At 48.8% G+C, this 22,922-nt stretch carries 13 protein-coding genes, 15 tRNA genes, 1 rRNA gene and 5 pseudogenes (1 of these 34 running past the window's edge); 30 read left to right on the top strand and 4 right to left on the bottom strand.

The annotated features are described in order from the left end of the window. The 24 genes and pseudogenes from GHH_RS14750 to GHH_RS19570 all read left to right on the top strand — a co-directional run. A 23S ribosomal RNA gene (locus tag GHH_RS14750) occupies positions 1-2,557 on the top strand; it begins 371 nt to the left of the window's first position. A 237-nt stretch (positions 2,558-2,794) separates the two neighbouring features. After that, positions 2,795-2,869, top strand: a tRNA-Asn gene (locus GHH_RS14745). Positions 2,870-2,873: 4 nt separating this feature from the next. Continuing rightward, a tRNA-Ser gene (locus GHH_RS14740) sits at positions 2,874-2,964 on the top strand. Positions 2,965-2,978: 14 nt separating this feature from the next. Further along, positions 2,979-3,050, top strand: a tRNA-Glu gene (locus tag GHH_RS14735). 9 nt (positions 3,051-3,059) lie between these two features. Continuing rightward, positions 3,060-3,135: transfer RNA gene (locus GHH_RS14730), tRNA-Val, on the top strand. 26 nt (positions 3,136-3,161) lie between these two features. After that, positions 3,162-3,238: transfer RNA gene (locus tag GHH_RS14725), tRNA-Met, on the top strand. Between the two features lie 5 nt (positions 3,239-3,243). Continuing rightward, positions 3,244-3,319: transfer RNA gene (locus GHH_RS14720), tRNA-Asp, on the top strand. A gap of 277 nt (positions 3,320-3,596) precedes the next feature. Continuing rightward, positions 3,597-3,672: transfer RNA gene (locus GHH_RS14715), tRNA-Phe, on the top strand. Positions 3,673-3,979: 307 nt separating this feature from the next. Further along, positions 3,980-4,055: transfer RNA gene (locus GHH_RS14710), tRNA-Thr, on the top strand. Between the two features lie 6 nt (positions 4,056-4,061). Beyond that, a tRNA-Tyr gene (locus GHH_RS14705) sits at positions 4,062-4,146 on the top strand. Between the two features lie 7 nt (positions 4,147-4,153). Further along, a tRNA-Trp gene (locus GHH_RS14700) sits at positions 4,154-4,227 on the top strand. A 17-nt stretch (positions 4,228-4,244) separates the two neighbouring features. After that, positions 4,245-4,317: transfer RNA gene (locus tag GHH_RS14695), tRNA-His, on the top strand. Positions 4,318-4,333: 16 nt separating this feature from the next. Beyond that, positions 4,334-4,408, top strand: a tRNA-Gln gene (locus GHH_RS14690). Positions 4,409-4,413: 5 nt separating this feature from the next. Then, a tRNA-Gly gene (locus GHH_RS14685) sits at positions 4,414-4,485 on the top strand. Positions 4,486-4,494: 9 nt separating this feature from the next. Then, positions 4,495-4,568 (top strand) — tRNA-Cys (locus GHH_RS14680). Positions 4,569-4,629: 61 nt separating this feature from the next. Continuing rightward, positions 4,630-4,713 (top strand) — tRNA-Leu (locus GHH_RS14675). Between the two features lie 44 nt (positions 4,714-4,757). Then, positions 4,758-5,543: pseudogene (locus GHH_RS19325) on the top strand (tyrosine-type recombinase/integrase); the annotation flags it as partial. Between the two features lie 120 nt (positions 5,544-5,663). Next, a complete protein-coding gene (locus GHH_RS19320; RefSeq protein WP_041470583.1) occupies positions 5,664-6,947 on the top strand; it encodes an IS110 family transposase in 1,284 nt (427 codons plus the stop codon). Positions 6,948-7,342: 395 nt separating this feature from the next. Beyond that, a pseudogene (locus tag GHH_RS14665) lies at positions 7,343-7,642 on the top strand (diguanylate cyclase domain-containing protein); the annotation flags it as partial. Between the two features lie 231 nt (positions 7,643-7,873). Then, on the top strand, positions 7,874-8,152 hold the full coding sequence (locus tag GHH_RS14660; protein ID WP_015375700.1) for a hypothetical protein: 279 nt from the start codon (positions 7,874-7,876) through the stop codon (positions 8,150-8,152). A gap of 435 nt (positions 8,153-8,587) precedes the next feature. Next, entirely contained in the window at positions 8,588-9,169 is a 582-nt protein-coding gene (locus tag GHH_RS14655; protein ID WP_015375699.1) for a nucleotidyltransferase family protein, read from the top strand. Between the two features lie 112 nt (positions 9,170-9,281). Then, positions 9,282-10,007 carry an MOSC domain-containing protein gene (locus tag GHH_RS14650; RefSeq protein ID WP_015375698.1) on the top strand — a complete coding sequence of 242 codons (726 nt, stop codon included), beginning with the start codon at positions 9,282-9,284 and terminating at the stop codon, positions 10,005-10,007. Positions 10,008-10,260: 253 nt separating this feature from the next. Beyond that, positions 10,261-10,870: pseudogene (locus tag GHH_RS14645) on the top strand (transglutaminase family protein). A gap of 1,067 nt (positions 10,871-11,937) precedes the next feature. After that, positions 11,938-12,288: pseudogene (locus GHH_RS19570) on the top strand (GNAT family N-acetyltransferase); the annotation flags it as partial. A 28-nt stretch (positions 12,289-12,316) separates the two neighbouring features. Here the strand turns inward: GHH_RS19570 and GHH_RS14640 are convergent. Then, complete coding sequence (locus tag GHH_RS14640; protein WP_015375695.1) at positions 12,317-13,450, bottom strand: IS4-like element IS5377 family transposase; 1,134 nt, start codon at positions 13,448-13,450, stop codon at positions 12,317-12,319. Between the two features lie 153 nt (positions 13,451-13,603). Between GHH_RS14640 and GHH_RS14635 the strand changes: the two genes are divergently transcribed. Beyond that, positions 13,604-15,646: a bifunctional 2',3'-cyclic-nucleotide 2'-phosphodiesterase/3'-nucleotidase gene (locus GHH_RS14635; RefSeq protein WP_015375694.1), complete on the top strand. Its 2,043-nt coding sequence runs from the start codon at positions 13,604-13,606 to the stop codon at positions 15,644-15,646. Positions 15,647-16,194: 548 nt separating this feature from the next. Here the strand turns inward: GHH_RS14635 and GHH_RS14630 are convergent. Beyond that, positions 16,195-16,983, bottom strand: a complete 789-nt coding sequence (locus GHH_RS14630; RefSeq protein WP_015375692.1) for a hypothetical protein — start codon at positions 16,981-16,983, stop codon at positions 16,195-16,197. A gap of 233 nt (positions 16,984-17,216) precedes the next feature. Between GHH_RS14630 and GHH_RS14625 the strand changes: the two genes are divergently transcribed. Genes GHH_RS14625 through GHH_RS14615 form a run of 3 tightly spaced genes read left to right on the top strand, consistent with a single transcriptional unit; the run spans position 17,217 to position 18,523 of the window. Then, on the top strand, positions 17,217-17,537 hold the full coding sequence (locus GHH_RS14625) for a hypothetical protein (protein ID WP_144052016.1): 321 nt from the start codon (positions 17,217-17,219) through the stop codon (positions 17,535-17,537). Between the two features lie 43 nt (positions 17,538-17,580). Beyond that, positions 17,581-18,213 carry a LysE family translocator gene (locus GHH_RS14620; RefSeq protein WP_015375691.1) on the top strand — a complete coding sequence of 211 codons (633 nt, stop codon included), beginning with the start codon at positions 17,581-17,583 and terminating at the stop codon, positions 18,211-18,213. A 40-nt stretch (positions 18,214-18,253) separates the two neighbouring features. Next, positions 18,254-18,523, top strand: a complete 270-nt coding sequence (locus tag GHH_RS14615) for a hypothetical protein (RefSeq protein ID WP_144052015.1) — start codon at positions 18,254-18,256, stop codon at positions 18,521-18,523. A gap of 37 nt (positions 18,524-18,560) precedes the next feature. Here GHH_RS14615 and GHH_RS14610 read toward each other — a convergent pair whose 3' ends face one another. Beyond that, complete coding sequence (locus GHH_RS14610) at positions 18,561-19,187, bottom strand: LysE family translocator (protein WP_015375689.1); 627 nt, start codon at positions 19,185-19,187, stop codon at positions 18,561-18,563. Between the two features lie 304 nt (positions 19,188-19,491). Here GHH_RS14610 and GHH_RS14605 point away from each other — a divergent pair, with 304 nt between their 5' ends. Further along, the gene (locus GHH_RS14605) at positions 19,492-20,139 is read left to right on the top strand and encodes a LytTR family DNA-binding domain-containing protein (protein ID WP_041470742.1); all 648 of its coding nucleotides are present in this window, start codon (positions 19,492-19,494) and stop codon (positions 20,137-20,139) included. Positions 20,140-20,304: 165 nt separating this feature from the next. Then, a pseudogene (locus tag GHH_RS14600) lies at positions 20,305-21,822 on the top strand (acetyl-CoA hydrolase/transferase family protein). Between the two features lie 123 nt (positions 21,823-21,945). Here GHH_RS14600 and GHH_RS14595 read toward each other — a convergent pair. Then, a complete protein-coding gene (locus GHH_RS14595; protein ID WP_015375687.1) occupies positions 21,946-22,896 on the bottom strand; it encodes a cation diffusion facilitator family transporter in 951 nt (316 codons plus the stop codon). Positions 22,897-22,922: the final 26 nt, after the last annotated feature.

The raw sequence follows: 22,922 nt of genomic DNA, 5'->3' as shown, positions 1-22,922 counted from the left end.
GTGACAGCCCTGTAGTCGAAACTTCGTTCCCTCCCGAGCGGATCCTGAGTACGGCGGGACACGGGAAATCCCGTCGGAAGCAGGGAGGACCATCTCCCAAGGCTAAATACTCCCTAGTGACCGATAGTGCACCAGTACCGTGAGGGAAAGGTGAAAAGCACCCCGGAAGGGGAGTGAAAGAGAACCTGAAACCGTGTGCCTACAAGTAGTCAGAGCGCGTTCATGCGTGATGGCGTGCCTTTTGTAGAATGAACCGGCGAGTGACGATGGCGTGCGAGGTTAAGCCGAAGAGGCGGAGCCGCAGCGAAAGCGAGTCTGAACAGGGCGAAAAGTACGTCGTCGTCGACCCGAAACCAGGTGATCTACCCATGTCCAGGGTGAAGGCCGGGTAACACCGGCTGGAGGCCCGAACCCACGCACGTTGAAAAGTGCGGGGATGAGGTGTGGGTAGGGGTGAAATGCCAATCGAACTTGGAGATAGCTGGTTCTCCCCGAAATAGCTTTAGGGCTAGCCTCGGGATGGAGAGTGTTGGAGGTAGAGCACTGATTGGGCTAGGGGCCCTCATCGGGTTACCGAACCCAGTCAAACTCCGAATGCCAACGACTTATGCCCGGGAGTCAGACTGCGAGTGATAAGATCCGTGGTCGAGAGGGAAACAGCCCAGATCGCCAGCTAAGGCCCCAAAGTGCACGTTCAGTGGAAAAGGATGTGGAGTTGCCGAGACAACCAGGATGTTGGCTTAGAAGCAGCCACCATTTAAAGAGTGCGTAATAGCTCACTGGTCGAGTGACTCTGCGCCGAAAATGTACCGGGGCTAAACGTGCCGCCGAAGCTGCGGGATGACCGTTGGTCATCGGTAGGGGAGCGTTCTAAGGGCAGAGAAGCCAGACCGGAAGGACTGGTGGAGCGCTTAGAAGTGAGAATGCCGGTATGAGTAGCGAAAGCAGAGGTGAGAATCCTCTGCGCCGAAAGCCTAAGGGTTCCTGAGGAAGGTTCGTCCGCTCAGGGTTAGTCGGGACCTAAGCCGAGGCCGAAAGGCGTAGGTGATGGACAACAGGTTGAGATTCCTGTACCACCTCCTTCCCGTTTGAGCGATGGGGGGACGCAGGAGGATAGGGCGAGCAGGCGGCTGGAAGAGCCTGTCCAAGCCGTGAGGCTGATCCGCAGGCAAATCCGCGGATCATAAGGCTAAGCGGTGACGGCGACGGATTGATCCGGAAGTCCCCGATTTCACACTGCCAAGAAAAGCCTCTAGCGAGGGAAGAGGTGCCCGTACCGCAAACCGACACAGGTAGGCGAGGAGAGAATCCTAAGGCGCGCGGGAGAACTCTCGTTAAGGAACTCGGCAAAATGACCCCGTAACTTCGGGAGAAGGGGTGCTCTTTGGGGTGAAGAGCCCTGAAGAGCCGCAGTGAAAAGGCCCAAGCGACTGTTTATCAAAAACACAGGTCTCTGCGAAGCCGAAAGGCGACGTATAGGGGCTGACACCTGCCCGGTGCTGGAAGGTTAAGGGGAGCGCTTAGCGGAAGCGAAGGTGCGAACCGAAGCCCCAGTAAACGGCGGCCGTAACTATAACGGTCCTAAGGTAGCGAAATTCCTTGTCGGGTAAGTTCCGACCCGCACGAAAGGTGTAACGACTTGGGCGCTGTCTCAACGAGAGACCCGGTGAAATTATACTACCTGTGAAGATGCAGGTTACCCGCGACAGGACGGAAAGACCCCGTGGAGCTTTACTGCAGCCTGATATGGAATTTTGGTATCGCTTGTACAGGATAGGTGGGAGCCTGGGAAGCCGGAGCGCCAGCTTCGGTGGAGGCGGCGGTGGGATACCACCCTGGCGGTATTGAAGTTCTAACCCGCACCCCTTATCGGGGTGGGAGACAGTGTCAGGCGGGCAGTTTGACTGGGGCGGTCGCCTCCCAAAAGGTAACGGAGGCGCCCAAAGGTTCCCTCAGAATGGTTGGAAATCATTCGGAGAGTGCAAAGGCACAAGGGAGCTTGACTGCGAGACGGACAGGTCGAGCAGGGACGAAAGTCGGGCTTAGTGATCCGGTGGTTCCGCATGGAAGGGCCATCGCTCAACGGATAAAAGCTACCCCGGGGATAACAGGCTGATCTCCCCCAAGAGTCCACATCGACGGGGAGGTTTGGCACCTCGATGTCGGCTCATCGCATCCTGGGGCTGTAGTCGGTCCCAAGGGTTGGGCTGTTCGCCCATTAAAGCGGTACGCGAGCTGGGTTCAGAACGTCGTGAGACAGTTCGGTCCCTCTCCGTCGCGGGCGGAGGAAATTTGAGAGGAGCTGTCCTTAGTACGAGAGGACCGGGATGGACGCACCGCTGGTGTACCAGTTGTCCCGCCAGGGGCACCGCTGGGTAGCTATGTGCGGACGGGATAAGCGCTGAAAGCATCTAAGCGTGAAGCCCCCCTCAAGATGAGATTTCCCATCGCGTCAGGCGAGTAAGATCCCTCGAAGATGACGAGGTCGATAGGTCCGAGGTGGAAGCGTGGCGACACGTGGAGCTGACGGATACTAATCGATCGAGGGCTTAACCTATAAGCGGCTTCTTCCGACGGTTATCTAGTTTTGAGGGAATGAAAAAACTCTTGACAGCTCAGCGCGAATCATTATAATAGTAAATGTCTAAAGAGATGTCATTTCGCAGCAGCTCAGTGACGAGCATTTGCATCATCGGATGAACTGCGAGTTGCCTCGACGCATCCAGCTTCTTTGAATCGGCTGGCAGAGGAAGAGGCAGGACATCTTGTTGGGAGAATTGACCGTCGTTATGATTCCGCAGTAGCTCAGTGGTAGAGCAATCGGCTGTTAACCGATTGGTCGCAGGTTCGAATCCTGCCTGCGGAGCCATCGTGGAGAGCTGTCCGAGTGGTCGAAGGAGCACGATTGGAAATCGTGTAGGCGTGAATAGCGCCTCAAGGGTTCGAATCCCTTGCTCTCCGCCACTATCCAAAACCGTGGCCCGTTGGTCAAGTGGTTAAGACACCGCCCTTTCACGGCGGTAACACGGGTTCGAATCCCGTACGGGTCACTTCTTCGTGGAGGATTAGCTCAGCTGGGAGAGCACTTGCCTTACAAGCAAGGGGTCGGCGGTTCGATCCCGTCATCCTCCACCATTATTTGCAAAGAAAGAGTTTATCGTCGCGGGGTGGAGCAGTCCGGTAGCTCGTCGGGCTCATAACCCGAAGGTCGCAGGTTCAAATCCTGCCCCCGCAACCAAAATTGGTCCCGTAGTGTAGTGGTTAACATGCCTGCCTGTCACGCAGGAGATCGCGGGTTCGAGTCCCGTCGGGACCGCCATTGTTTCAAAATTATGAAAAGAGACAGCTCAGCAGTTCAGTTGGAGTTGCCTCAACGCATCTGGCTTCCTCGAATCAGCTTGTAGAGGAAGAGACACGGTGCAGTACAAGCAAAGCAATGAAAAACTTAATATGGCTCGGTAGCTCAGTCGGTAGAGACGAGCATCTGCTTCATCGAATTCGCTTCGAGTTGCCTCGACGCATCCAGCATCGTCGAATCCGCTGGCAGAGGAAGAGGCACAAAGCGGTATCAATAGGCAGTGTGAAAAATATAATACGGCTCGGTAGCTCAGTCGGTAGAGCAAAGGACTGAAAATCCTTGTGTCGGCGGTTCGATTCCGTCCCGAGCCACCATATAATTGATAGCAAGCTGACTTAGCTCTATTGGCAGAGACGAGCATCCGCTTCATCGAATCGATTGCGAGTTGTCCCGACGCACCCAGCTTCTTCGAATTGGCTGGTAGAGGAAGGGACACAACAAATGAACAATGAGCCACGATTTATATCATAATTATGCCGACTTAGCTCAATTGGTAGAGACGAGCACTTGCTTCGTCGAGTCGGCTTCGAGTTGCCTCGACGCATCCTGCTTCCTCGAATCAGCTTGTAGAGGAAGAGGCACAGAGCACAACAATGAGCCACCTTCTTGCATTTGTTTTATGCCGACTTAGCTCAATTGGTAGAGCAACTGAATCGTAATCAGTAGGTTGCGGGTTCAAGTCCTGCAGTCGGCACCATTCTTTGGAGGGGTAGCGAAGTGGCTAAACGCGGCGGACTGTAAATCCGCTCCCTTTGGGTTCGGCGGTTCGAATCCGTCCCCCTCCACCATGATTAAAGGGGCATAGTTTAATGGTAGAACAGAGGTCTCCAAAACCTCCGGTGTGGGTTCGATTCCTACTGCCCCTGCCATTTTGATTATCATTATGGCGACTATGGCGAAGTGGTTAACGCACCAGATTGTGGCTCTGGCATGCGTGGGTTCGATTCCCACTAGTCGCCCTTCACTTTCCGGCATTGGGGTATAGCCAAGCGGTAAGGCAACGGACTTTGACTCCGTGATGCGTTGGTTCGAATCCAGCTACCCCAGCCAATGATGCGGAAGTAGTTCAGTGGTAGAACACCACCTTGCCAAGGTGGGGGTCGCGGGTTCGAGTCCCGTCTTCCGCTCTCGATCAAGGCGGCATAGCCAAGTGGTAAGGCAGAGGTCTGCAAAACCTTTACCCCCGGTTCGAATCCGGGTGCCGCCTCCATCTAATGAATATAAAAAGTGTTGACAGACATGAAGTAATGTGATAGAATAATACATGTCGCGCCGATGTGGCGGAATTGGCAGACGCGCACGACTCAAAATCGTGTTCCCGTGAGGGAGTGTGGGTTCGACTCCCACCATCGGCATCGAAAATAGGGGAAAGGCTTTAGGGACAAGGGGTTTCACGTAAGTGAAATCCCTTGTTTTTTTATTTACCGAATACGATTCGAGAAAAGAAAATCGTGTGCGTACAATCGTGTTCGGTGAGGTGAAATGGAAAGTGAAAAGAATAGAAAATGAGAGAAAATTGCAGAGAAAGAGCAAGAGAGGAAGAAGAGGAGAGCTGAGTCGTGAAGAGTTGTTGTTAATATCTGACGACATTGGAGAAATTGAATACACATTTGAGGAATTGTTAGAGATATTTATTGAGGATTGCGAATTGAGGAATTTAAGGGAACATACGATTAAATATTACCGCAGTGAGTTAAATGCATTTGTAAAACTGCTGAAAGAGCAAGAAATCGAGTTGCGTGTAAGTGAATGGACAGGAGAAACCATTAAGCGAAATGTCATTATGTACATGAAAGAAAAAGGTCTTAAGACAGTCAGTATCAACTCCCGTTTGCGAGCCATGCGGGCGTTTTTTAACTTTTTGGAAGGACGGAATCTCATAAAAAGCAATCCGATGAAAGACATCAAATTGCTGAAGGATAGAAAAAGGATTGTAGAAACATTTGATAATCAGCAGATAAAGGCTTTATTTAAAGCATGCGACCTTCGTACGTTTGTAGGTTTAAGGGATTATACGATTATGATGTTGCTGTTGGAAACAGGGGTTCGAGTAAATGAATTAGTAAGTATAAAAACAACGGATATCATTTGGGAGCAAAAAGTCATCCGCATTCGAAACACAAAAGGTGGCTTCGAACGTTTTGTTCCTATTCAAGATAAAATGATTAATCAGTTGAAAAAATATATAGCTGTTAGAGGGAGCATTCCCGTTAGGAGCTTTTCCGGGGACTTGATCAAAAAAAGCCCTCTTGGTATGATACAGGGGTGTCAACCACATCACTCACCATACCAAGGAGGACTTCAGATGAATTGTACACAAAACTATAAAATTGATCAAGTAACCGAACAAACGCTTGTCGTGGGTATTGATATCGCGAAACGAACCCACTACGCCTGCTTCGTGGATGACCGGGGGCGCGTGCTTCGCAAATCGTTCCCGATCTTCCAGTCGAAAGAGGGGTTTCAACAGCTGTATAAAGCGATTCAGGGGGCGATGCAAGCGTTCGGGAAGTCAGAGGTGATCGTCGCCGTGGAGCCGACCGGGCACTACTGGTTGAACCTGGCCTACTTCCTCGAGGAGCACGGGATCCCGTTGGTCATGGTCAACCCGGCGCATGTGTGCCGGTCGAAAGAACTTGATGACAACCTGCCGACGAAACACGACGCCAAAGACGCCCTGGTCATTGCCAGACTGGCAAAAGACGGACGATTCCTCGTTCCCCGGCTGCTGCACGAGATTGAAGCCGATTTGCGCGTGGGGAGCACGCTCAAAGAGAAGCTCCGCAAGGAACAGACGGCGGTGAAAAACGCGATCGTCCGCTGGACGGATCGGTATTTTCCAGAGTTTTGGACCGTGTTTCGTGACTTGGGGAAAACGGCGCTTTCGGTGTTGGAGTGGACGCCGCTTCCGGCTGATATGGCCGGCCGGACGGTGGAGGAGCTTCTTGAGGTGTACCGGCAAAGCGAAGGGATGAAATGCCCGCAGAAGGCCAAAATTCAGGCGTTGATCAACACCGCGAAGGACTCGATTGGGGTGACGGAAGGGACAGCGATGGCCCGGTTTGAGATCGCCGCGTTCGTCCGCCGATACCGCCAATTGGAGGCGGAGATCGCTGCACTGGACGCCGAGTTGAAGGCATTGGTTCAAACGACGATGGAGTACCAATGGTTGAAAACGGTCGACGGGTTGGGAGACGCCACGATCATCGATCTGCTGGCGGAGATCGGCAGCTTCGCCCATTATCGGGACCCGCGCCAATTGGTGAAGTTGGCGGGCCTGACGCTCAAGGAGAACTCCTCCGGCCAGCGCAAAGGGCAAAAGCACATCTCCAAACGGGGACGGAAACGGTTGCGCTCGGTGCTGTTTCGGGCGATGATTCCGCTGATTCGGCATAACGAGGCGTTTCGCGAGCTGCATGAGTATTATACGACCCGATCCGTCAATCCGCTGACCGGAAAGCAGTCCATCGTCGCCTTGTGCCGGAAGCTGTTGAATGTGCTGTTTGCGATTTGTACGAAGAAACAAGCGTTTGACGCGGAGCGAATGAGGCGGGACGTCTTGTCCCATGTTCCACACCGGGCGGCCTAAGGCCTCCCCCCGCGAACGGAAGAAGTGTTGGACAACAGGATGACACCGGAGAAGCTGGCGTGATCTCATCCATTCGACCTTGAGTCCCGAAAGGAGCTTGGCCAGCCTCCGCCTGATGACGAGACCGAACGAGGGAATGTTGGCGCAAAGACGCCCGGAGACATGGGAGAGTTCGTCCTCATCAGCGATGCGGAGATCCAAGGGTGCATCGAATACACTTCCCCCCACGTCAGGAAAATGGATCCAGGCGTGGCCGCGAAGCGCACCCTAGGTCTGTAAGATATCCACAAAACTGAAAAAGGATGTAAGGGATTTTGTCGAAAAATATTTTTTCGGCACCCCTGAGAGGCCGAAAAGCCTTGATAGATCAACATTTCTAGAGGGAGGCAGCTAAGGTTTTAAATAAGTTTTCTTCGGAAAAGACAATTGTGGCAAGAATAGGCGGAGATGAGTTTGCAATACTTGTAGCTGATACGAATAAGGAAGAAGTAGAAAAATTATTAGCAGATATTTCAAGAGAAATATATAAATATAATGAACAGAGCAAAAATATAAAAATCAAGATGTCAGCAGGAATTGCTTTCAGCAACACTTCCATCGGAAATATGAATGAGTTGTTTGCTCAAGCGGATAAGAATATGTACAGGGAAAAGAAAGCAAAAAAAGAATCTTCCAAACATGCTTTGAATTGTTGACTACATCAATGATTTAGCAGAGTCTCTCGAGCCACTTCAAGAGGCTATTTAAGAGACGCTTAATGAATTAAGATTATAAACTTCTTTGTGTAAGAAAAATGGCTCATCGGATTATGTGATGGAAACATATTGATAATTGTATTGGAACAAAAGTTTATCCCGCCAATGAGGGATTCGTTCAATAAATATTATTTATATTTATAACAGTAACAGAAGACTGGAGGAAATGTTATGTTAGGAATAAAAGTAGAAAAATTAAATGATAACTTAGTGATTAGTTGGTTGCTATCGAAAATAGAAGTACCCATTTCTGATATTGTAGAAGTAACACTTGACGATACTTATGGTGGGGAGGAGAAGACAGCTATCAGAATTGGTACACCATATGGTGAAACGGATAGAGTGGTCATTCAAACACATTCTAATACCTATATTTTATTTACGACTGATGCAGTTTCTATTAAAAATAAAATCTGCTCGTTTATAAACGATGAACTCAAACAGAAATGAAATTCTATTTCCATGCCAAGTGTAAAAGCAAACTTTTGTTTAAAATAAAACGACAAAACAACTTTCCACTACAAAATCCGAATACCCAGGAAAATTATTACAAGTAATCCTTACGGAGATATAACTCAAATCAATACACTGCTTTGTGTATTGTCAAACTTTTGATTGGATTGAATTTTACAAAACCATTGAAAATACTGATATTATTGAAGCACCTATAAAATACGAGAGGAATGTATACAGATGACGTAAAAGAATTTATAAAACACTGTCCTGAGGTTATTTAAATAATTAAACTAATGGAAGCATTACTTCAAGAAGCAGGAAGTAATGCTTTTTTTGTTGAAGTAAAAGGTAGTTTAGTGGAAAAGCTTTTCTATATTTTGGGTTTTATGTAATAGTAGGGATATACGTTCGATTGGAGGAAATTAACTGATGATTATCAAAAATGACAAAGATATCATTCAACTGATTAAAGAAGACGAGTGGATGATGGATATATTAAGGGCCGTAAAGTCGTTGAATTTACCTGATTGGTGGGTCTGTGCTGGATTTGTTCGTTCGAAAATATGGGATACGTTACATGGTTTTAAAGAAAGAACTCCTATTCCAGATATTGACGTTATCTATTTTGATGATACCAATATGGAAGAATTAGAAGAAAAGAAGTTAGAAATGAGGTTAAGAAATATCCTCCCTAACGTTCCTTGGTCAGTGAAAAATGAGGCAAGAATGCACGTTGTCAATAACATTCCTCCTTATTCATCTTCCGTAGATGCTATATCAAAGTTTCCAGAAACAGCAACATCTTTAGGTGTAAAATTAGATGAAAAGAATGACATCATCTTGGTTGCTCCTTGGGGAGTAGATGATGTGATTAACTTGGAAGTAAAACCGACACCCTATTTTAAAGAATCAAAAGAATTATCAAAGATTTACGAAGAACGGATAACGAAAAAGAACTGGAAAAATATTTGGTATAAGGTTAAAGTTTTTCATATTGAAAATTCTTATTAAACTCTCATAGCAGAACAGAATTTTTCCTTAATCTGTGGTGCCGCGAAGCGATGCATGGATAGATTTTTTGTATACTCTTGGTAGGCAAAAATTAATTTAAGGAGAGAGTGAAATGTTAATCGGCCATATCAAGGAAATTGTCCGTTACCCTGTGAAATCTTTCAATGGAGAGAGTGTACAAAAAACTAAAGTAATGGAATATGGTTTGTATGGCGACCGTAGTCATGCTTTTTTAGATAAAACAAGACCAGGGAAGTTTTTAACAATAACACAATTCCCAGAAATGGTTCGATATAAAGCAAGATTTGTTGGGGAAGAGTTAATGGAAGAATACCCCAGAGTTGAAATAACGACACCTGAAGGTAAGGTTGTTGATTGGGGGGATGAAGACCTAATTAGAGAAATAGAAAACAAATCGAAACGGAAAGTTTCTCTTGTAAAATATACTCCCTCTTATGTACCTTTAGGGGCAATTGAAGAAGAACACATTCAATTGGTAACGGATGCTTCTTTGCTTAAATTAAAAGAAATATGGGGAAAAGAGGTCAATTATCAACGTTTTCGCCCTAATTTACTTATATCATTAAAAGAGAAAGTCCCATTTATTGAAGAAACGTGGTTTGGCAGAAGGATTAAAATAGGACGAGAAGTGGAGATTCAATTAAAAAGACATTGTGAACGGTGCATGATTATTACTGTTAATCCTGATAATGCAGAACGAGATTCGTCTTTGCTTAAAACTCTTGTACAACAAAGAAATAATCATTTTGGCGTTTATGCTTCTGTTATAAAAACAGGTGAAATTCATGTAGGCGATGAAGTCTTTCTTCTTGAATGATATTTTGCCAAATCACCATCAAACCAAATGTCAACTCTACTAAGCTCCCATGGAAGGATAGAACTTCTTGCATAATCTGTGGTGAAACTCGCTTCATGGTTGGCTAACGGGTACGATACTTCAGAAGGAGTATCGTTTTTCTTGTTGGACTAACGGGCAGTATAGTTGAAGTTACCTAAGTAAACCATTATTGTATTTTTATTTAAATATTTGTATAATTATGTAAAATCATATTTGATAAGGGGGAACTAAAGTGGAACTAATTCCTGGGTCCACTAATTTAATGGATTATCTGGAAGAATTGGATGTTGTAAATTTTTCCCATCATTTAATTCAGAAAAAAATGAATGAATTGTTTCATGAAGGACAGTCAGAAATGGAAAAGGCTAAAATAGCATTTGAATTTGTAAGAGACGAGATTTCTCATTCGTGGGATATACAAAGCACAAGAGTTACATGTAAAGCTTCTGAGGTTCTTTACTATTAAAGAAGGAATTTGTTATGCAAAATCAAATTTATTAGCTGCACTACTACGTTCGCAGGGGATACCAACTGGTTTTTGTTATCAACGATTGATGTTGTTTGATACGCCAGAAAAAGGTTATTGTATTCATGCTCTAAATGCAATTTTTCTGAAAACACTTAATAAATGGATTCGATTAGATGCTCGTGGTAATAAAAAGGGAATTGATGCTCAATTTTCAATTGACGAAGAAAAGTTAGCTTTTACTCCTCAAAAAGAATTTGATGAAAGAGATTACCCAATAATTTATGCGAAGCCACATCTAAAAACAATTGCTGTTTTAGAAGAACATACAGATGCATTAGAAATGTATAAAAATCATTTGCCAGAATATTTATAGTTGTTTAAGATAAAGGTGGCGATAGTTGAACAAGGCATACAAAAAAGACCGATTTACTTCGGTCTTTTTCTGTGGTATAAAAATCAACACTGAAATTTAACAAAGCCGAAGATTTAAAAAACTTGATAGGTAAAATTTATCTTTCGAAAACTTTTTATTCTTTTCTTATTTAACTATCCCGAAAATTAGTATTTTCATCATTTGCTGGTGCCGTAAGCACGACATGGAGGTCTATACTGAAAATTTCTCTTTCCAGTATTTTAATAAGGTTATGTAACATAGTTGAACATTCCATTAATTTTACGAACGGTTGGCAATAGTTGAGTGACAAAAAGAAAACGTTTGGTTTTTAAAAAATTATCCAAGCGTCTTTGCTTAGTGTGTGTTCAATCTTATGCTAAATGGTCAATGAAATGATGATTGTTTTATGTTGTTATTTGAGATTTTGTACTTCAAAATCTTTTGGTTAATTATCTCAGTGCAGAAAAATTTATGAATTTTAATAATGCAGGAAAAAGGCAAGAAAAAATTATTGACCAAAAATGAGATAATTTATATAATATCTGCAAACAGCATGAAGGCTTGAGTCGTATTCGGTAATAATGAACCAAAAAATGAGGAAATGAAAGAACCCCTTGTTGCATCTGGGTTTGCTTTAATTGAGAGGGATGCACGGTTTCATAATCGACTCAAAATCGTGTGGGGTAGCCCCCCGTGTGGGTTCGACTCCCACCATCGGCATCGAAATAGGGAAAAGGCTGACAAGGGATTTCACGTACGTGAAATCCCTTGTTTTTTTATTTACCGAGGAGGTAGATGTTAAGTTTTACTGATAAGAGTCAATAAAACCATCTTTACATGTTTTTTAAAGGTTATGTGGAATTTGAGGTTAATATATTTTTGGGAGGTTATTCAACTGGTGGGCAGTCTGGCTGAAGAGGGAGGATTAAAAGAAAGAATATTGAATATCTAAGTAAAATAAGAAGGTACAGGTGGGATATGTGATGTATATAACAAGATGGGCAACAAAAAATGAGCTCCCGTTACTTGCAGAATATTAGTTTAAAATGGCATGTGAGATGGGGGAAAAGGATGGTATACCTATACCAAACATTGAACGTGTTAACGAAGTTAGAAACTTATTTCTTAAGGAGAGCGAGGAGAATAATCTAAGATTCAGGGTTGCGGTTGATGAGAAAGGAAACATTGTGGCATGTGCAGGGGGGCTTATTAGAATGGAGTATGCCACTCCTCTAAGTGAAGAGCAAACTCCTTTTGGTTGGATAATTGGTGTTTATACAATTAACAATCACCGAAAAAAAGGCTTGGCTTCTCAATTGGTGGAAGAAGTCTGTTCTTGGCTAAAAGAGCGAGGAGCAAGAAGGGCTCGACTATGGGCAAGTTCACAGGGCAGGAGAATCTATGAAAGGATTGCACGAGTGTTGATTATCCAAAATTATACATACGCCTTCCATAAATTTGGGCATACTCAAACAAAGCAGCGGCCATCCCGGATTTCCAATCGAGAGGAAGCTGCCCAGAGAAAAAACGGCGAACGAACGAAATGAAGGAAAGAGAGACATTCGTCTGTTTTTTGGTTTGATCATACAGCCATCGCAGCAACACATACGCGATGAACGCCGCAAACAGTTGGTTGTATACCGCATTTTCCGTCGTGCCAAACAAGGTCGGGACATTCAGATATTGCTTCACCCAACGGAAAAAGACCTCAACAGTCCAACGTTGTTGGTACATGTCGGCAATGGTTTCCGCAGACGCATGGAAGAGGTTCGTCACGACCCGAATGTCGCGGCCATTCGCATCTCGAAAGATCACCACCCGGTGACGCTTGGTGGAGCGGCATTGTTTCGTCCCCAACTGGCACGTGAAGTCGGCTTGAACCGATGAGGATGTGCTGGAAAGGCGTTTCAAGCTTTTTTTCTGATGAAGTTCGATGTTGTCCTTCATCCGAATGACAAAGAGCTGATGCTGCTCCACAAATCGATCGAGGCGTTCGATTTTGAAATACGCCCGGTCTTCCACCAGCACTTGTTGAGCGTTCGTCAACTGTTCTCCCACCGGGCCATCATGACGCAGTCCGATGGTTTCCACCACGTCTGCCGGCAACGAGGATTCCGGCGAATACGCGACGTGCAGCTTCACTCCGGCGCGTTCGCCGTGATACGGCGCCCATGGCAGGCGGTTTTTCCCGACCGTGACGGTCGTCGAATCCACCACCCGAAGCGGTTTGGGAAACCGAAGCGAACGGCGGGTTTGGCGGTTGCACTTGGAAATGATCAACGCCAACAAGCGTTTCATGATGTCATAGGGAACTTCTTTCGCTTTCTTGGATACAGTTGAATAATGGAATCGCGGCAATCCATACAGAGGCCCCACATCGGCTCCGTGGCGAAAGCTTTTCCATTGATGCATGGCGGCCAGCAGGAAGAAGTGAATCAACTCGCGCAACGTAAAGGTTCGAGACGAATCACGATACCCAACCGCTTCGGCAATCAGTTGAATCTCTTCATCCGAAACAAGTTTTTGCATCAAATTCGGGAGTGTGGTATGCTTGTTCATAGAGAGCACCTCCTGGGTTTGTTTGTGTCGCTACTCACATTCTACAGGAAAGGTGCTCTTTTTTCTATACCCTTTGGATTTTATTGGATAATCAACACGCCTGTTATGATATGATAATGACGATACTAATCATTTCATACTCGGAGGGGATGGGTGTTGGGAAAACGGAGGAACAAGGCGGCAGCGAGTGCAGTGTTGGCGCTTGGGCTCGTCTCTTCGTCGCTGCTGTCGACGTCGGCGGGTGCTGAGGACCAAGATGTCGTCAAGCTGCGCATTTTGGAGACCACCGACGTACATATGAATCTCGTCAACTATGATTATTTCAAAGATAGTCCGACGAATGAGTTCGGGCTGTCAAAAACGGCGCGATTGATCGAGCAGGCGCGCGCTGAGCAGCCGAATACGCTTCTGTTTGACAACGGAGATTTGATTCAAGGAACGCCGCTTGGCGACTATGTGGCGAAAGTGAAGCCGCTGCAAGATGGCGAAGTGCATCCAGCCGTGAAACTGTTGCATTTGTTGAAATATGATGCGGCGACAGTGGGAAACCATGAGTTCAACTATGGCTTGGATTTCCTCGATGAGGTGTATGATGATGCCAAGCTGCCGATCGTGAACGCGAATGTGTACCGCGATGACCATGATCAAAATCCAGATAACGATGTCAACTATTTCACGCCGTATCACATTTTAGAGAAAGAAGTCGTTGATGAAGACGGGGAGGCACATACGCTGAAGATCGGTGTCATCGGCTTTGTGCCGCCGCAGATTATGGATTGGGACAAAGCGAATTTGCAAGGGAAAGTGATAGCGAAAGACATTGTGCAGTCGGCGCAAAAGTATATTCCAAAAATGAAAGCCGAAGGGGCCGATTTGATCGTCGTGCTGTCGCACTCGGGCATTGAAACCGGCGGAAACAGCCCGAATATGGAAAATGCCTCCTATTATTTGACGCAAATTCCGGGGGTCGACGCCGTGCTGACCGGCCACCAGCATAAAAAATTTCCGGCGCTTCCGGGAACGACGCCTGATTTTCTGGATGGGAACGGTATCAACAATGAAAACGGGACGATCAATGGCGTTCCGGTGACGATGCCAGGTTCGTGGGGCGATACGCTTGGGGTCATTGACTTGACGGTTGAGCAAGTGGATGGGAAATGGAAAGTAACACAGGCAAAAGCCCAGCTTCGCCCGGTGTATGACAAGGCGACGAAAACGCCGTTGGTTGACAGCGATTCGGCCGTTGAGCAGGCCATTCAGGCGGAGCACGAAGCGACGATCCAGTACGTCCGCAGCCCAGTGGGAAAAACTACGAGCCCGATCAACAGCTATTTTGCACTCGTTCAAGATGATCCGTCCGTGCAAATCGTCACGAACGCCCAAAAGTGGTATGTGGAAAAAATGTTAAAAGGGACGCAGTATGAAGGCCTTCCGGTGCTGTCAGCCGGCGCTCCGTTCAAGGCCGGCGGGCGCGGTGGACCGAGCTATTACACGGATATTCCGGCAGGGGAAATCGCCATTAAAAACGTCGCCGATTTGTACTTGTATCCAAACACGGTGTATGCGCTGAAAATTACGGGAGCCGAGTTGAAAGAATGGCTTGAGTGGTCGGCGGGACAATTCAACCAAATCGACCCGAACAAGACAGGCATTCAGCCGCTTGTCAACAACGACTTCCCGACGTACAACTTCGACATTATTGATGGCGTGACGTATGAGATCGATGTGACCGAGCCGGCGAAATACGACAAAAACCAAAATGTGATCAACCCGAAAGCAAACCGCATTAAAAACTTGCGATTCCAAGGCAAACCGGTGACGGCGAAGATGGAATTTATCGTTGCGACGAACAACTATCGGGCGACGACGAACCGGATCATCAATCCGGGCGGGAAAAACACGATTTTGGCCGCGCCGGATGAAAACCGGCAAGTGATCATCGATTATATTCGCGAAAGCGGAACGATCAACCCGTCCGTGGACGGCAACTGGACCTTTGCGCCAGTGAAAGGGAAAGCATCGGTGACCGTTTCCTTTGAATCGTCACCGGAAGCACAAAAATATTTGCCGCCAGACGGCCGCATCCGCTATGTGGCGACGTTGCCGAGCGGGTTCGCTCAATATGAATTGGCGCTGCTGCCCCGGAAAGAAGCGAAAACCGGCCATTCGAAAACACCAACAACGTTCGGACGCTGAGCGAAAGCGGGGGGAACGGCCGCTGACTTGCCGTCTATCCGCACATTATGTCGGAATCTTGTTTCACTAAAGGAATGTACCCGTGGCGCCATATAGATGCAATTTGAAGCTTTAACATTTGCAGCTTTTACCAAGCATTTGATTGACTGTCGGGCGACCGAACAACGCCGCTTTCAGACCCATATATAGATCCGTGAAGCAGGTGGTTGTTCGGTCTTTCGTCACGTCAAGGCGTGACGGAGACAAGTTTGTGGCTTGCCTCCGACAGTCGAAAATGGATGAACCGCTTTTTCGTCAAGGGTATGGTAAAAAATATGCGTTCCTTTTAAACTAAGCGAGGATGAATTTGGCTTATTTCAACAGACCGATCGCCAGTTTCCATGAGCCCCATCCGGGAAGACGCTTGTCCCCTCCCGGATGGGGTTTCGTGCTTTCATGGACATCGCAGCCAAGGCCCAAACGCTGCTGAGTGAGGGGATCGTCCCCACGATCCTTGTCTGAAAGGGATGGTTTTTCTTGCGCGGCTGCACCGCCCGCCCCTTGCCCCATTATTGCGCGTGCCGCAGGCTGGCGATGGATGCCTCATGTTCGATCGAGCGTTTGCAAAGGATGGCCAAAATGTGCTCATGGCGCTCTTGGTTGACTTCGATCCTTTTGACAATGTGATTGATTTCCATGACCGCTTGCCGGATAGGAACAAGATCGTCTTTGGTCGCCATGTTGGCTTGAATGTCGTTTACGTTGGACTGGAGTGCAGCCAGTTCCTCTTTGGTCGCCATGTTTGCTTGAATGTCGCTTACCTTGGACTGAAGCTCGTCCACAGTGGAGCGAAGTTCGGCGAGCTCGTCTTTCGTGGCCATGTTCGCCTCGATTTCGTTTACTTTGGATCGGAGTTCAGCGAGCTCGTCTTTGGTGGCCATGTTCATTTCGATGTCGTTTACTTTGGACTGGAGCTCGTCCACAGTGGAGCGAAGTTCAGCGAGTTCATCTTTCGTGGCCATGTTCGCCTCGATGTCGTCCACTTTGGATCGGAGTTCGGCGAGCTCGTCCTTGGTGGCCATCTTCGTTTCGATGTCGTTTACTTTGGACTGGAGTGCAGCGAGTTCATCTTTCGTGGCCATGTTCGCCTCGATGTCGTCCACTTTGGATCGGAGTTCGGCGAGTTCGTCTTTGGTGGCCATCTTCGTTTCGATGTCGTTTACTTTGGACTGGAGTGCAGCGAGTTCGTCTTTGGTGGCCATGTTCGCTTTGATGTCATTGACGTCGGATGTCAAGGCGCCGACGTTTGTGTGCAATTGATCGAGGCGGCTCAAAATTTGGTTCAAGAGCGCTTCCATATGGATCTCCTTTCCCTTTGTTAACTGGCGGTGATTCGGGCTCACTCTCCAAGGCTGTTTCTACGTTGCCAGCGCGTCTGGATCTCGTCGATGCAGGGCTTGGTCAAAGGGTTCAACGATCAGTGGGGATATGTGCAGCAGTGTGGGGACGTCCAATTCCCATTTTAGCACAAATCATTTGAGGAGGGACAAGAGATTTTTGCGTGTTGGGAAGGATGGGAGATGTTAGGGAGATGCGGCTTTTCGCGCTGTTTCGCAAACGGAAAACCATTGCGGCGCCGTCCTTTCCTCTTCTTGCGATTTCCCGCCAATCCGGGGAATCCATAGGTTTTCGCCGGTCTTTCAGCGGGCGGGTAATCTGTTTCGAAGGTGTCGGGCTGGATGGAAAAGGTGGTTTGACACCATTTTCAAAAAGATGGGGAGGAACTTCCGTTTCCGGCAGACTGCAAACCTTTGAGGCTGTCAGGCGGGTTCTGTCCTCAAAAACTAGGAAAATGGCCAATATACATATTGAAAACTATGCGGGTGGAAGCGATAATGTAAAGTATACATGATCTTTTCGGAACAGATCGCTCATCGCAATGAGGGGGGAGAAGGATGTTAGGCATTACCAGCTACGGAATGTATTTGCTTGCGTCGATTTTGATGCATGCCACTCCGGGCGTGGACACGATGTATATTATGGGCCGCAGTGTGGCGCAAGGGAGGAAAGCAGGCGTTTATTCGGTGTTGGGCATCTCGACGGGGGTGCTCGTTCATACGCTGCTGGCGGCGTTTGGCTTGGCGGTAGTTTTGCAGCGGTCGGTGGTGGTGTTTACAGCGATTAAAATCGCCGGGGCGGCGTATTTGGTGTACCTTGGGGTGAAAATGATGCGGCAGCCGGCGCCGCCCGCGTTGGAGTCGGGGGAGTTGGCGCCGATGAAGCTGAAAAAAATTTATTGGCAAGGCGTGACAACGAATGTGATGAATCCGAAAGTGGCGCTGTTTTTCCTTTCGTTTTTGCCGCAGTTCATCGAAACGGCTCAGCCGTACGGTCCGCTCCCGTTTCTGCTGCTCGGCGTTTCGTTCGTGGTGACGAGCACGCTGTGGGGGCTTGGCGTCGTCTATGTGGCTGCGCTGGCGACGAAACGGGTGCGCCAACATGCGAAAGCGGCGCTTTGGGTGAATCGGCTGACAGGGATCGTGTTTATCGGGCTTGGCGTGAAGCTGCTGCAAACGAAAGCGTCGTGAGCGAGGGCGGGCGGCGTCGGAACGCACGATTCTCAGCCGAATGAAAGCGCGGGCGGTGATTCATGAGGGGTTGGTTGGAGGAATGGGGGCGGATGACAAAGGAATAGCGGTGATTCTCCTTGTGGCGGGAATCGGGATGTTTCCGTTTGGGATCGTGATCCTTAAGCAGCAGTGGGAAGCATACAAGAAGGGGGAGGAGCGTGAGCGGAGAATAGCCTTGTTTTTTGAAATGATCGATCTCTGGTCAACGTGGGTGCTGTTCCTCCCCCTGCTTCTCATATTAGGAGGCGCGGCGCTGTTGTGGAGATGAGCAGAAAAGAGGGAAGCCGCCCTCTTTTTTCTTGCCGCTACGACCGCTCGCTGAAGGCGATTTGGATGCCGATGGCGGCGAAAAGGATCCCTTTTAGCCAGTTGATCCGCCGAGCGATTCGTTCGTTCGACAGCAGCCAGTGGCGCAGTTTTTCCGCACCGATGCTCACCAAGGTGAAGACAACGAGCGCTTGAACGAGAAAGATGACGCCTAACAGCAGCATTTGCCGCGGCACTTGGCCCGCCGACGGATGGACGAACTGCGGCAATAGCGCCAAAAAGAAGAGCGACACTTTCGGGTTGAGCACGTTCATGACAATGCCTTTTTTGTACAGCGAGGCGTATGCCATCGGCTTCTGCCGCCCGAAGGCGAGGCCCTCGTCTTGTTCACGGAACGCCTGCCAGGCTAGGTACAGCAAATACGCGGCGCCCGCGTACTTGACGATGGCAAACGCCAAAGCGGATTGGTACATGACGGCCGAGACGCCAAGCACAGCGGCGCTGATATGGACAAGCAGCCCTGTGCAAAGCCCGAGCGCGGTGGCGATGCCCGCCCATTTGCCTTGCGACACGCTTTGGGCGATGACGAATAAAATGTCCGGACCCGGCGCCAATGTAAGCAATATGGCGACGCCGAAAAACGACAAGATGACCTCGATCTCCATCGGAACCCTCCTTTTTGATCAGTTTGGCGGGGCGGCCGTGAAAGGCGGTTATGTATATGGATTCGCGAAAGAGCGGGCGATTCCTTCTCGAACGGCGGCGATCAAAGCGAAAACCGGCGGATCAGTTCTCTTAGAGAAACGCTGTCAGATGGGGGGCTTTTTGGTCCGACATGGCCAGACGGGGTGCCAAACTCGTTTTTCACCGGCTTTCCACGGCAGCGAAACGAAACGGATTTGCCGTTTGACAAACGCAGCGATGCGGCTGAAAATAAAAGTATGGAACGGCTTGCAAGAGGTGGGGGATATGGATTCGCTGCTTGTTTCGGCCATTCGCCAAGTTGTGAATGAATGGTTTCCCGTTGAGGCATCGCTTGTGATTTCCGACGACCGGCGGTACATTTACTACCAGCCGAGCCGGCAAATTGATTTGAAAATCCGTCCGGGTGATGAAATCAAACCGGATTCGGTCACCTACAAGGCGTTGGTGATCCGCCGGAAAATTGAAGAGCAAAAAGACAGCCGGGTGTTCGGCGTTCCGTATTTCGGCGTGTCGGTTCCGATTTTGGAAAACGGGGTGCCAAAAGGATGCGTGACAGCTGTCTGGCCGAAAAAGCCGCTTCTGGCTATTTCGTATTTGACGATACGGACGATGGACCGCTGGGTTCCGGTGCCGTTTGACGCGGTTGTTTATTTGGAAGCGCAAAACCGGAAAACGTTCGTCAAATCGATGCACGTCGGGGGCTATCATAAATACAATTTGACCGAATTGGAATTTTCTTTGCCGGCTGACCGGTTTATCCGCTGCCATCGGTCGTATATTGTCAATGTTGAGTATATCGCCGAAATTCAGCCGGATTCCCACTCGACGTTTTTGCTTGTGATGAAGGACGGCTCCAAAGTGCCGGTCAGCCAAACGTACGCTAGCCATTTCCGGAGATGGCTCGGCTTTTGATGACACCGCCGATACAGGCGGTTATTTTTGTGAAGCGGCAAGTTTTTCTGCGTGATGCAGGGAAAATGCTGCTTCGGCGCAAAAGAAAGCCCTTTTGCTCCAATTCGAATGATTTTCCCCTTGCGAGCCGCTATAATTAGGGAAAAACAAAAGGGGGAAATCGCTTTGGAACCATTCGTTTTCGAACGGATCGGCCATCAGGCGTTGCGGGAGCGGATCGTGACGGCGGAAACGGCCGCCTCATGGATTGAAGATGGCATGACCCTCGGATTGAGCGGTTTTACCCGCGCGGGGGACGCAAAAGCGGTGCCGACGGCGCTTATTGAGCGGGCAAAGCGGCAGCCGCTGAAAGTCGACGTCTATACAGGGGCTTCGCTCGGATCGGATATTGACAAGATGATGGCAGAAGCAGGCATTGTCCGGAAACGGCTGCCGTTTCAGGCTGACGCCGCGATGCGTCGGAAAATTAACGAAAGGGAGCTGCTGTTTGTCGACCAGCATTTGTCGCATACGGCGGAACTCGTCCGTTCCGGTGTGCTGAAACCGATTGATTACGCTATTGTGGAAGCGGTTTCGATTACGGAGGACGGCATGATCATCCCGACGACGTCTGTCGGCAACTCATCGATTTTTGTGGAAAAAGCAAGACGGGTCATTGTCGAATTGAACGTCGCCCAGCCGAAAGCGCTTTACGGGTTTCATGACATTTATGAAGTCGGGAAGCAAGGGGAGCGCGCCCCGATTCCGCTGACGAAAGTGGACGACCGGATCGGGACGATCGGCATTCCTGTTGATCTGGAGAAAATCGCTGGAATTGTCGTGACGAACCAAACGGATTCACCGTCGACGATTGTGCCTCCGGATGCGGAAACAGCGGCGATTGCCAGGCATTTGATCGAGTTTCTTCGCCGCGAAGTAGCGGCGGGGCGGCTGTCCGAACGGCTGGCGCCGATTCAGGCCGGGATCGGCTCTGTCGCGAATGCGGTTCTTTACGGCCTATTGGATTCTGAATTTTGCGACTTGTAAGTCTATTCGGAAGTGCTGCAAGATGCGATGTTCGATTTGCTTGATGCAGGGAAAGTGCGGTTTGCCTCGGGATGTTCGATCACCTTGTCGGAAAACAAGATGAAACAAGTGTACCACAACTTGGAAGCGTACCGGGGCAAACTCGTGCTGCGGCCGCAGGAGATTTCCAATCATCCTGAACTGATTCGCCGCCTCGGCCTCATTTCCATTAATACGGCGCTTGAGGCCGATATTTACGGAAATGTGAACTCGACGCATGTCCGCGGCACCCAGATGATGAACGGCATCGGCGGCTCGGGCGACTTTGCCCGCCATGCGCGCCTGACGATTTTTGTGACGAAATCGAGCGCCAAACATGGGGCGATTTCGAGCATCGTGCCGTTCGTCTCCCATGTCGACCATACGGAGCATGATGTCGATGTCATCATCACGGAACACGGATATGCCGATTTGCGCGGGCTCGCCCCTGTCGAGCGCGCCCCGCTCATCATCGAACATTGCGCCCATCCGGATTACCGTCCGCAGCTGCGCGATTACTTCGCTGAAGCGCTCAAGCGCGGCGGCCATACGCCGCACGTATTGGAACAAGCGTTGTCCTGGCATATCCGGTATGAACAATTTGGAACGATGCGGGAAGAAACGTATCAGCTGCAATGATGGAAAGAAACACAGGGCGTGGCGCCAAACCGCGTTCTGCGCTGGTTTTTTCATAGCGGCCGAGCGCAATAGACGGCAAAATGACGAAAGACCGCCTTGCCGATTCGGCATGGGCGGTCTTTATCATTGCGGCTGCTTCTTTTTCTCCAAAAACGCCTTCCCATAGGTTCCGTGGTCGTGGAGCATGGCGTGCTCGACTTGGATCGTGGCATGCTCAATGCCGTATTTTTCCTTCAGCATTTCATTCACCGCCAAAATGACACAAAGCGGCTGGATGCGTTCGTTGACAAACACATGAGCCGACAGCGAGTAATGGTCGGTCGAGATGGCCCATAAATGCATGTCGTGCACGTCTTCGACCCCTTCGATCTGTCGAATGTCGGCGCGGATTTGTTCGAGATCGAACCCATCAGGTACGGCTTCCATTAAGATGAGATACGATTCACGCATAATTTTCGCCCCGCCTGTGAAAATGATGGCGGCGATCACGAGGCTGATGATCGGATCGAAAATCGTCCAGCCGGTGAAGTAAATGAGCAGCGCGGACACGATGACGCCGATCGAGCTGATTAAGTCGCCGATGAAATGCCAAAGGGCGCTCTGAACGTTCAAGTTGTCTTCTTCTTTCGTGCTCCGGCTTAAGACGATGGTCAACGTCAAGTTAACGATGAGGCCGATCGCCGCGATTCCGAGCATAAGACGAAAGTTGATCGGTTCAGGATGAAGAAAACGCTGAATGCCTTCCCATAAAATCCACAGCGCAATGACGGCCAACGTCAGCCCGTTCAAAAACGATGTGATGATTTCAAATCGCAAAAAACCGAACGTAAAGCGGCGGTTCGGCGGGCGCGTTGCCATGTAGAGGGCGACCATGCTCAATCCAAGCGCCAATACATCGGATGCCATATGGGCCGAATCGGACAAGAGGGCGAGCGAGTTGGAAATCAGTCCGCCAATGATTTCAACGGCGGTGAAAAACATGGTCAACAAAAGCGTCACCCAGAGCGCTTTTTTTGATTCATGTTGCGTTTTGACGTGCGGGAGATGGTGAAAATCGTACAGTGTTGGAGCCATAATGCACCTCCGTTATTTATAATAAT

The organism is Geobacillus sp. GHH01 (assembly GCF_000336445.1).
In the GTDB taxonomy this organism is placed as follows: domain Bacteria; phylum Bacillota; class Bacilli; order Bacillales; family Anoxybacillaceae; genus Geobacillus; species Geobacillus zalihae.
This window is presented reverse-complemented; position numbering and strand designations above follow the sequence as displayed.